We start from the raw sequence: 7,211 nt of genomic DNA on the forward strand, positions 1-7,211 counted from the left end.
GGCCTCCGCCGCCCCCTCGGTGTCCCGGCGCCGGATGGCATCGGCGATGCGGAGGAGCTGCGGCTGCCGCTGCTCACCCTGGCTTCGCTTTTCAGGACTGGACCGGGCGGCGCCGCACTGCTTCCGGCGGCGCGCCGCTACTTCCGTTGCCGCAGCCGTGCGCGGTGGGCGTTCCTGCGGAGTTGGAGGATGCGGGCGCCACCTGCCATGGCAACCAGGACCCCACCGGTCACGCTGGCTATAAACAACGCCATGCCCAGCGGCACAAGTCCTTCCAGGCCGAAGTACCGCACTGCCACCTGGTCCTGGTTCTGGAGGATGAAGATGATCAACAGGATCAGGAGCACCAGGGCCGCTACGACGGCTGCCCACACCACCCCTGCCCGGGTCACCCTTGGCTGGTCCGCAGCGGACGACGGCTGTGGTGCAGGCGTGCCGGTGCCGGCCGGCCGGTGCTCATCCGGACGGGTCAGTGCGGAGTCCGCAGTGGAGTCCACGGGGGAGGGCGTGCGGGCCGGTGCCGGGGGGACGCCGGCATGGTTCCCGGTTCCCGGTTCCGGCTGTCCTGCGGATGGGTAGTTTCCGGTACTCATGCTGGTTCCCTTCGTCGCGTGCGGATAATAAGCATGCTTATGGTTCAACCATAGTGGGAGGGTTTGCCGCAGCACAATGCGGGGCGCGCGCCGCTCCGGCCCGCCGCCAGCCTGGGAACAGCGGAAGGGCCTTCGGTGAAGACCCTTCCGTTGACCTTGGCGCGGCCTCAGACCCTCTCCTTGCTCCGTTCAGCTGAAGGGGTGCCCGGCGTCCGCGTCTTCCGCCAGCCCGGAAATGCCCAGAATGTGAATTCCTGCGCCTTGACCGGCTTCTCCGGAGTTTCCGCCGGGGCTTCGTGCTTTGCCTCGGTCTTGCTCTCGGCTTCTTTCCTGATGCCCCACCCGAAGTCCTTGCTGGATGAATAGCACATCACAGACCTCCTCACAGTGACTGCCCTTTAATCGTCCTCCTGATTCGCGGTGGAGTCGACACTTTTGCGCAAGGCCCTGGCCCGGCTTCCGGCGCTGGTGCCCTCCAGCGCGGTCACCCGCCGGCGGCGACGTCGTCGGCTTCCTGCGGGCGGTGGAACTCGCACGCTCCATGGTGCCGGAGCGGCAGGAGGCAGGTCCGTCCGGTGGGGAGATGGACCAGGGCGCAGCGGCCCTGCCCGGCCAGGTCCTCCCTGACAGTGGCGTTGCTGAGGTCCGGCCTGGCTCCGTCCGGTAGAGGGCGCACCTCGCCGGCAGTCGTGCTGGGATTTTCAGCTTTCATAAGGGAACTCCTCGTCGAGCAGTGGCTGGCGGAAGGGTGCCGCGGCCTGGCACGTCCACAAGTTTGCTCCCCACGGGTTACAGGCGCATTAAGCCGGCGTTAGGAGGAGGTCAATAGTGGCGCCGCGTGCAACATGGTCAGAACCCCAGCTGGCGCGCCACCTGCAGCAGGAGGGATTCTGATCCCGGAGGTCCCACAAGCTGTATTCCCATCGGCAGCCCCTGCCCTGGGGCCCCGCCGGTCCAATGCACAGGGATCGTGATGGCAGGCAGTCCGCAGACGTTCACCATGGAGGACCAGGGCGCGTATTCGCATTGTTTGCGGTAATCGCCGTCAGCATCTCCAGGCCACTGCGCCGAGGGCCACCGGTCAGTGCCGTGCATGGCGCCGGTAAACCAGCCCACAGGGCGCGGTGCCTGGGCGAGTGACGGCATGAGCATCAGGTCCCACTGCGCGTACTGCGCCGCGGTGTCATGCTGGAACTGGCGCAGGAATGCCAGGGACTCGGCGAGCTTGGCCGGGCTCCGCTGCTGGGCGCGGCGCCGGAAGGTGCGGGTGAGGGGCGCCAGCAGGGCTTCCCGGTGGGGGCTGATCCTGGCCGCGCCCACGGCTGCCGTCCATGCCGAGGTGAAGGCGTCCGGGTACCGGTTGTCGTACCGGATGGAAGCTTCGCTGAGGGCATGCCCGGAGGGCATCCAGCGCCTCCTGCTCCGGGACGAACGGGAAGGTGCCGGACCACGGGCTGTCCAGGTTGATGCCGATCCGCAGCCGCGGGGGCTCCAGGCCCACCGCTGCAAGGTAGCCACCGGCCGGCCTGCCCGCCGTGTCAGGTGCCGCCAGGGCGTCCATCATGAGCGCCGCATCCACGGAGTCCCGGGCAATCGGACCGGCCACCACCAGCCGCGCGGCATCACCAACGCTTTCACCGGCCGGAACCACGCCGCGGCCCGGCTTGAGCCCCAGCAGCCCGCAGGCGGCTGCGGGGATCCGGACCGAGCCGCCGCCGTCGGTGCCCGGGGCGAAAGGCAGCAGTCCCGCGGCCACGGCCGCAGCGCTGCCGCCGGAGGAGCCGCCTGAGCTCCTGCTCAGGGCGTGGGGATTGCGCGACGGCGGCGCGATCCGGTTTTCGCTGTAGGCCGTCAGTCCGAATTCGGGAACCTGGGTCTTGCCCAGCGGGGTCACGCCCGCTTCCCTAAGCAGGGCAACCAATGGACCGTCCGCGGGCGCAGGCTTGTGGTCCAGCGCCGCGCTGCCGTGGGTGGTCACCACGCCTGCCACGTCGGTGAGGTCCTTGAACGCCAGGGGCATGCCGTGGAGCATAGGCAGTTCCCCGGAGGGGATGCTGGAACGCACTGAGTCGGCGGTGCGGGCGTCAGTCATCGCCTGTTCCGCCGTTACCGTAATGAAGGCGCCCAGCAGCGGGTTCTGCTGTTCGATCCGGGCGAGGAAATGCGCCGCGGCCTCCGCTGCTGACACGCGCCCCTCCCGCAGGAGGTCCCGAAGGGCGACGGCCGGCAGTTCGTGGAGTTCAGTCAAGGCCGCACGGATCCATGCCAGTGCAGTGCTCAGGGCAGTGCCGGGGCGGGAATCTTCGGCTTCCTGCGGTGGCCAGTGCGGGCTGCTCAGGGAACAACGGTTCCTCCTAGGGTCACTCAGAAGCTTAACGTGGACCTGGCCTGCCGCCAGGTGGAGGCGAAAGCACTAGGCTTTAATCCGACACCGATCCGCGAAGGCAGGACCCTCCATGAGCGATTTCGACAACGTCCCCGTCGGCGACATCCCCGATGACGCCGTCATCCTTGACGTCCGCGAGGACTATGAGTGGGTGGCGGGCCATGCAGATGGTGCCCGCCACATTCCCATGGACCAGCTCCCGGCGAGGCTGGATGAACTCGATCCGGACGAGGATGTCTACGTCATCTGCCGCACCGGCGGGCGCTCGTTCCGCGCTGCCCAGTGGCTCACCGGCCAGGGCTACACCGCAATCAACGTTTCCGGCGGGATGGATATGTGGCTGGAAGCCGGCAAACCGCTCGTCTCGGACAACGGCCTGAAGCCGATGGTGCTCTAGCAGGGACGCCTGGAGCCGGGCATGTAGCGGCTGCAGCTTCTGCCGCCGGCTCCCGTCGGCGCTTACCGATAAAGGAATGTGTATGTCCGCGTCATCCTCCACCTACGCCTTCCTGGGGCCACGGGGTACCTTCACCGAGGCGGCCCTCCTGCAGGTGCCGGACGCTGCGCAGGCCACCCGGGTCCCGGCGTCGAACGTTAACGCTGCACTGGACTGGGTGCGCGACGGATCAGTCCACGCCGCGATGGTCCCGATCGAAAACTCCGTTGAAGGAGGCGTCACCGCCACCCTCGACGCGATCGCCGGAGGTGGCGAGCTGCGGATCATCCGCGAAGTCCTGGTGCCCATCAGCTTCGTGCTGGTCGCAGGGCCCGGAGTCCGCCTGGCCGACGTGCGGCGGGTCTCAACCCACGGCCATGCCTGGGCCCAGTGCCGCCTGTGGATGGATGCGAACATTCCGTCAGCCGAATACGTACCTGGCCCATCCACGGCTGCCTCGGCACTGGGGCTCCTTGGGGAAGACTGCCTTTACGACGCCGCCATCTGCGCTCCGCTGGTGGCCCGGGAGCAGCCCGGACTGTCGGTTCTGGCTGAGGATATCGGTGACAATCCGGACGCCGTGACCCGCTTTATCCTGGTCAGCCGGCCGGGTGTCCTGCCCCCACGCACAGGTGCGGACAAAACCACGCTGGTGGTCCCTCTCCCCGAAGACCGGCCCGGCGCCCTGATGGAAATCCTCGACCAGTTCGCCAGCCGCGGGGTGAACCTCAGCCGCATTGAGTCCCGGCCCACCGGACAGTACCTGGGAGACTACTTCTTCAGCATCGACGCCGACGGGCACGTGGGCGACGAACGGATGGCCGACGCCCTGGCCGGGATCCACCGCATCAGTCCCGCCACCCGCTTCCTGGGGTCATATCCCCGGGCCGACATGCAGGCAGCGCCGGTAGAGCCGCACACTGCTGACCAGGCCTTCCAGGCAGCACGGGCCTGGGTGGCTGGCATTCTCCCGCCCGCAGCTGAGCCCGCCGAAAGCGGTTCCCCCGCTTCGCCCAAAGCGTAGGTGAATGCCGTTCCAAGTACTTCCGCGGGTTGTGGACAATGCGTATGCTTACTTGATCCACACGGGGGATGGCCCCTAACGAAGGGAGCGCGTCATGACTGCCAGCGGCACCGAAAACGACGGCCAGGGGATGATCGTCAACCCCCGGCCCACTGCCGACAACCAGGACTGGGACGGGGACGACGCCGACCGTGCTGACCGCCTGCGGTTTGAAGAAGAGCAGGCCATGATCCGTGAGCAGTCCGAGGCCCACGCTGCGGCGAAGGCGGCCGAGGAGAAGAAGCGCAAAAGCGAGTAGCCTCTAATCCTGGCCCTTGACCCGGATCAGCAGGGACCGCGGCTCCACCTGGACGGTGAGCCTGGTGGCTTCACCGGCCGTGTCTCCGTCCAGCTGGATGGCCATCGGTTCGGGGCATTTGATGACCACCCTCCCGGACCGGTAGACGGTCATGACGGGCAGTTTCCCGCTGTGCTTGAACATGATCTTGACGTACATCAGCAGCCAGCCGATGGCGCTGCGGGGGCTCATGACCACCACGTCCAGCATGCCGTCGTCAATCATGGCCTGCGGAATGAAGTCGATGCCGCCCGGGATCAGGCCGCAGTTCGCGAACAAGACGCTGCGGATGTTCCGGACCTGCTCCGGGCTGCCGTCCAGGGAGATCGAAACCTTCTTCCGGCGTCCGGGCAAGTGCCGCATGCCTGCCTCGGTATATGCCAGCCAGCCCACCGCTTTTTTCAGGCCGTCGTTGGTGTCGGCGAGGATCTCTGCGTCCATGCCTATGCCGGCGATCACCAGGAACACGTGCTCGGAGGAGCTGCCGGTGCGTGAGTTTTCGATGCCCATCCGGGCGGTGTCGATATGGCGCTGACGGCCGAACAGGGCGGTGTTGACGTTGGCATGCAGGTCGTTGAGGTCCAGGTCCACGTTCCGTGCCAGGAGGTTGCCGGTGCCCAGCGGAATCAGCCCCATAGCCACGTTGGTGTGCACGAGGGACTCGGCCACCACGCGGACGGTCCCGTCGCCGCCGCCCACCAGGACGACGTCGGGCCTGTACGCGAGGGCGGCCGCCACCTGTGAGTAGCCGGGGTCCTCCGCCGTGGTCTCGAAAAAGACGGGATCTTCCCAGCCTGCCGCCAGGCAGCCGCGCTGGATGAGGCGTTTCGCTTCGTCCGACTGTGCCTTGATGGGGTTGAGGATCACCGCGACACGCTGTTCCGCGAGGCCCGGATCCTGGGCATCCCCGCCCACGGTACTGCGGATATGCAGGGCCTTGAGCCTGCGGACGCCCCACCAGCTGGAGATGGCGAACGCAAGGGCCACCCCGGTCAGCAGGTACAGGATCCAGTCGCTCATGGTGCCTCAACAGTAGCCCGGCGGAAGCCAGGCGGGCCCCGCACGTCCGCTGCCGCCCGCCGTCGTGCGCGGGATTGGATACCCTTGTGTGGTGATCGACGTAAAAGACCTCAGCGAAAACCCTGATAAATACCGTGCCAGCCAGCGTGCCCGCCGCGCGGACGAGTCAGTGGTGGACGCGATCATCTCCGCGGATGCGGCCCGCCGTGCGGCGCTGATCCGCTTCGAGAACCTCCGGGCCGAGCAGAACGCGTTCGGCAAGAAGGTGGCCCAGGCGAAGGGCGACGAGAAGAAGGCCCTGCTGGCCGAGGTGAAGGAGCTGGCCAACGCAGTCAAGGCCGCCTCCGCCGAGGCCGACGCCGCACAGACCAAGCAGGATGAGCTGCTGCGCACCATCCCCAACGTCATTGAGGACGGCGTTCCCGAGGGCGGCGAGGACGACTACGTGGTGGTCAAGACGGTGGGCACGCCGCGTGAATTCCCCGACTTTGAGCCCAAAGACCACCTGGAAATCGGCGAACTGATCGGCGCCATCGACATGGAGCGCGGCGCGAAGGTTTCCGGCGCCCGCTTCTACTTCCTCCGCGGCGTTGGTGCCCGGCTGGAAATGGCGCTGCTGCAGATGGCCATGGACCAGGCCATTCAAGCCGGCTTCGTCCCGATGATTACGCCCACGCTGGTGCGCCCGGAGACCATGCAGGGCACGGGCTTCGATGTAAAGCACGACGCCGAGATCTACCGGCTTGCCGAAGACGACCTTTACCTGGTGGGCACCTCGGAAGTTGCGCTGGCCGGGTACCACGCGGACGAGATCCTGGACTTCTCTGCCGGCCCCATCCGCTACGCGGGGCAGAGCTCCTGCTACCGCCGCGAAGCCGGCTCGCACGGCAAGGACACCCGCGGCATCATCCGGGTCCACCAGTTCAACAAGGTGGAAATGTTCATTTACACCACGGTGGAAGAGGCCGCCGCCGAGCACCAGCGGCTGCTGGCGTGGGAAGAGGAAATGCTGGCCAAGTGCGAGCTGCCCTACCGGGTGATCGACACTGCTGCCGGCGACCTAGGCACCTCCGCGGCACGGAAATACGACTGCGAGGCCTGGGTCCCCACCCAGGGCGCGTACCGCGAGCTGACCTCCACCTCCAACTGCACCACCTTCCAAGCCCGCCGCCTGAACATCCGCGAACGAGCGGTGAATCAGGAGGGGGTAGCCAAGGGCACCCGCGCTGTGGCCACCCTGAACGGCACGCTGGCCACCACCCGCTGGATTGTTGCGCTGCTGGAGCACCACCAGAACGCGGACGGTTCGGTCAACGTGCCCAAGGCGCTGCAGAAGTACCTGGGCGGCCTTGAGGTCCTCCCGGTCCTGTAGCTCCCGCTCCTCCTGCGCCCCGGGTTGCACCCGCTTATGGACG

The 7,211-nt window shown here is 67.2% G+C and carries 8 protein-coding genes and 1 pseudogene; 4 read left to right on the plus strand and 5 right to left on the minus strand.

Annotated features, from left to right (window positions below; translation table 11 throughout):
* Positions 1-137: 137 nt before the first annotated feature.
* The 4 genes and pseudogenes from IEX43_RS20230 to IEX43_RS07910 all read right to left on the minus strand — a co-directional run bounded on the left by IEX43_RS20230 (position 138) and on the right by IEX43_RS07910 (position 2,841).
* On the minus strand, positions 138-593 hold the full coding sequence (locus IEX43_RS20230) for a LapA family protein (protein WP_229666361.1): 456 nt from the start codon (positions 591-593) through the stop codon (positions 138-140).
* A gap of 167 nt (positions 594-760) precedes the next feature.
* Positions 761-964, minus strand: a complete 204-nt coding sequence (locus IEX43_RS07900) for a hypothetical protein (protein ID WP_188809910.1) — start codon at positions 962-964, stop codon at positions 761-763.
* A gap of 113 nt (positions 965-1,077) precedes the next feature.
* A complete protein-coding gene (locus tag IEX43_RS07905; protein ID WP_188809912.1) occupies positions 1,078-1,305 on the minus strand; it encodes a hypothetical protein in 228 nt (75 codons plus the stop codon).
* 137 nt (positions 1,306-1,442) lie between these two features.
* Positions 1,443-2,841 (minus strand): annotated as a pseudogene (locus tag IEX43_RS07910) (amidase).
* Positions 2,842-3,049: 208 nt separating this feature from the next.
* Between IEX43_RS07910 and IEX43_RS07915 the strand changes: the two are divergent.
* From IEX43_RS07915 to IEX43_RS07925, 3 genes are all read left to right on the plus strand, one after another.
* Entirely contained in the window at positions 3,050-3,376 is a 327-nt protein-coding gene (locus IEX43_RS07915) for a rhodanese-like domain-containing protein (protein ID WP_188809914.1), read from the plus strand.
* Positions 3,377-3,458: 82 nt separating this feature from the next.
* Positions 3,459-4,439, plus strand: coding sequence for a prephenate dehydratase (pheA, locus tag IEX43_RS07920; protein WP_188809915.1), 981 nt, complete (start codon positions 3,459-3,461; stop codon positions 4,437-4,439).
* Positions 4,440-4,533: 94 nt separating this feature from the next.
* Positions 4,534-4,737 carry a hypothetical protein gene (locus IEX43_RS07925; RefSeq protein ID WP_059319417.1) on the plus strand — a complete coding sequence of 68 codons (204 nt, stop codon included), beginning with the start codon at positions 4,534-4,536 and terminating at the stop codon, positions 4,735-4,737.
* A 3-nt stretch (positions 4,738-4,740) separates the two neighbouring features.
* Here the strand turns inward: IEX43_RS07925 and IEX43_RS07930 are convergent, their stop codons facing one another.
* Positions 4,741-5,796, minus strand: coding sequence for a diacylglycerol/lipid kinase family protein (locus tag IEX43_RS07930; protein ID WP_188809917.1), 1,056 nt, complete (start codon positions 5,794-5,796; stop codon positions 4,741-4,743).
* 91 nt (positions 5,797-5,887) lie between these two features.
* Between IEX43_RS07930 and serS the strand changes: the two genes are divergently transcribed.
* Positions 5,888-7,168, plus strand: a complete 1,281-nt coding sequence (gene serS / locus IEX43_RS07935; protein WP_188809919.1) for a serine--tRNA ligase — start codon at positions 5,888-5,890, stop codon at positions 7,166-7,168.
* Positions 7,169-7,211: the final 43 nt, after the last annotated feature.

Source organism: Pseudarthrobacter polychromogenes, assembly GCF_014644495.1.
Classification (GTDB): domain Bacteria; phylum Actinomycetota; class Actinomycetes; order Actinomycetales; family Micrococcaceae; genus Arthrobacter; species Arthrobacter polychromogenes.

Excerpts from the sequence above, each read along its gene's own strand:
- IEX43_RS20230 (WP_229666361.1), bottom strand. The coding sequence starts at position 593 with ATGAGTACCGGAAACTACCCATCCGCAGGACAGCCGGAACCGGGAACC.
- IEX43_RS07905 (WP_188809912.1), bottom strand. The coding sequence starts at position 1,305 with ATGAAAGCTGAAAATCCCAGCACGACTGCCGGCGAGGTGCGCCCTCTA.
- pheA (WP_188809915.1), top strand. The coding sequence starts at position 3,459 with ATGTCCGCGTCATCCTCCACCTACGCCTTCCTGGGGCCACGGGGTACC.
- IEX43_RS07925 (WP_059319417.1), top strand. The coding sequence starts at position 4,534 with ATGACTGCCAGCGGCACCGAAAACGACGGCCAGGGGATGATCGTCAAC.
- IEX43_RS07900 (WP_188809910.1), bottom strand. The coding sequence starts at position 964 with ATGTGCTATTCATCCAGCAAGGACTTCGGGTGGGGCATCAGGAAAGAA.
- IEX43_RS07930 (WP_188809917.1), bottom strand. The coding sequence starts at position 5,796 with ATGAGCGACTGGATCCTGTACCTGCTGACCGGGGTGGCCCTTGCGTTC.
- IEX43_RS07915 (WP_188809914.1), top strand. The coding sequence starts at position 3,050 with ATGAGCGATTTCGACAACGTCCCCGTCGGCGACATCCCCGATGACGCC.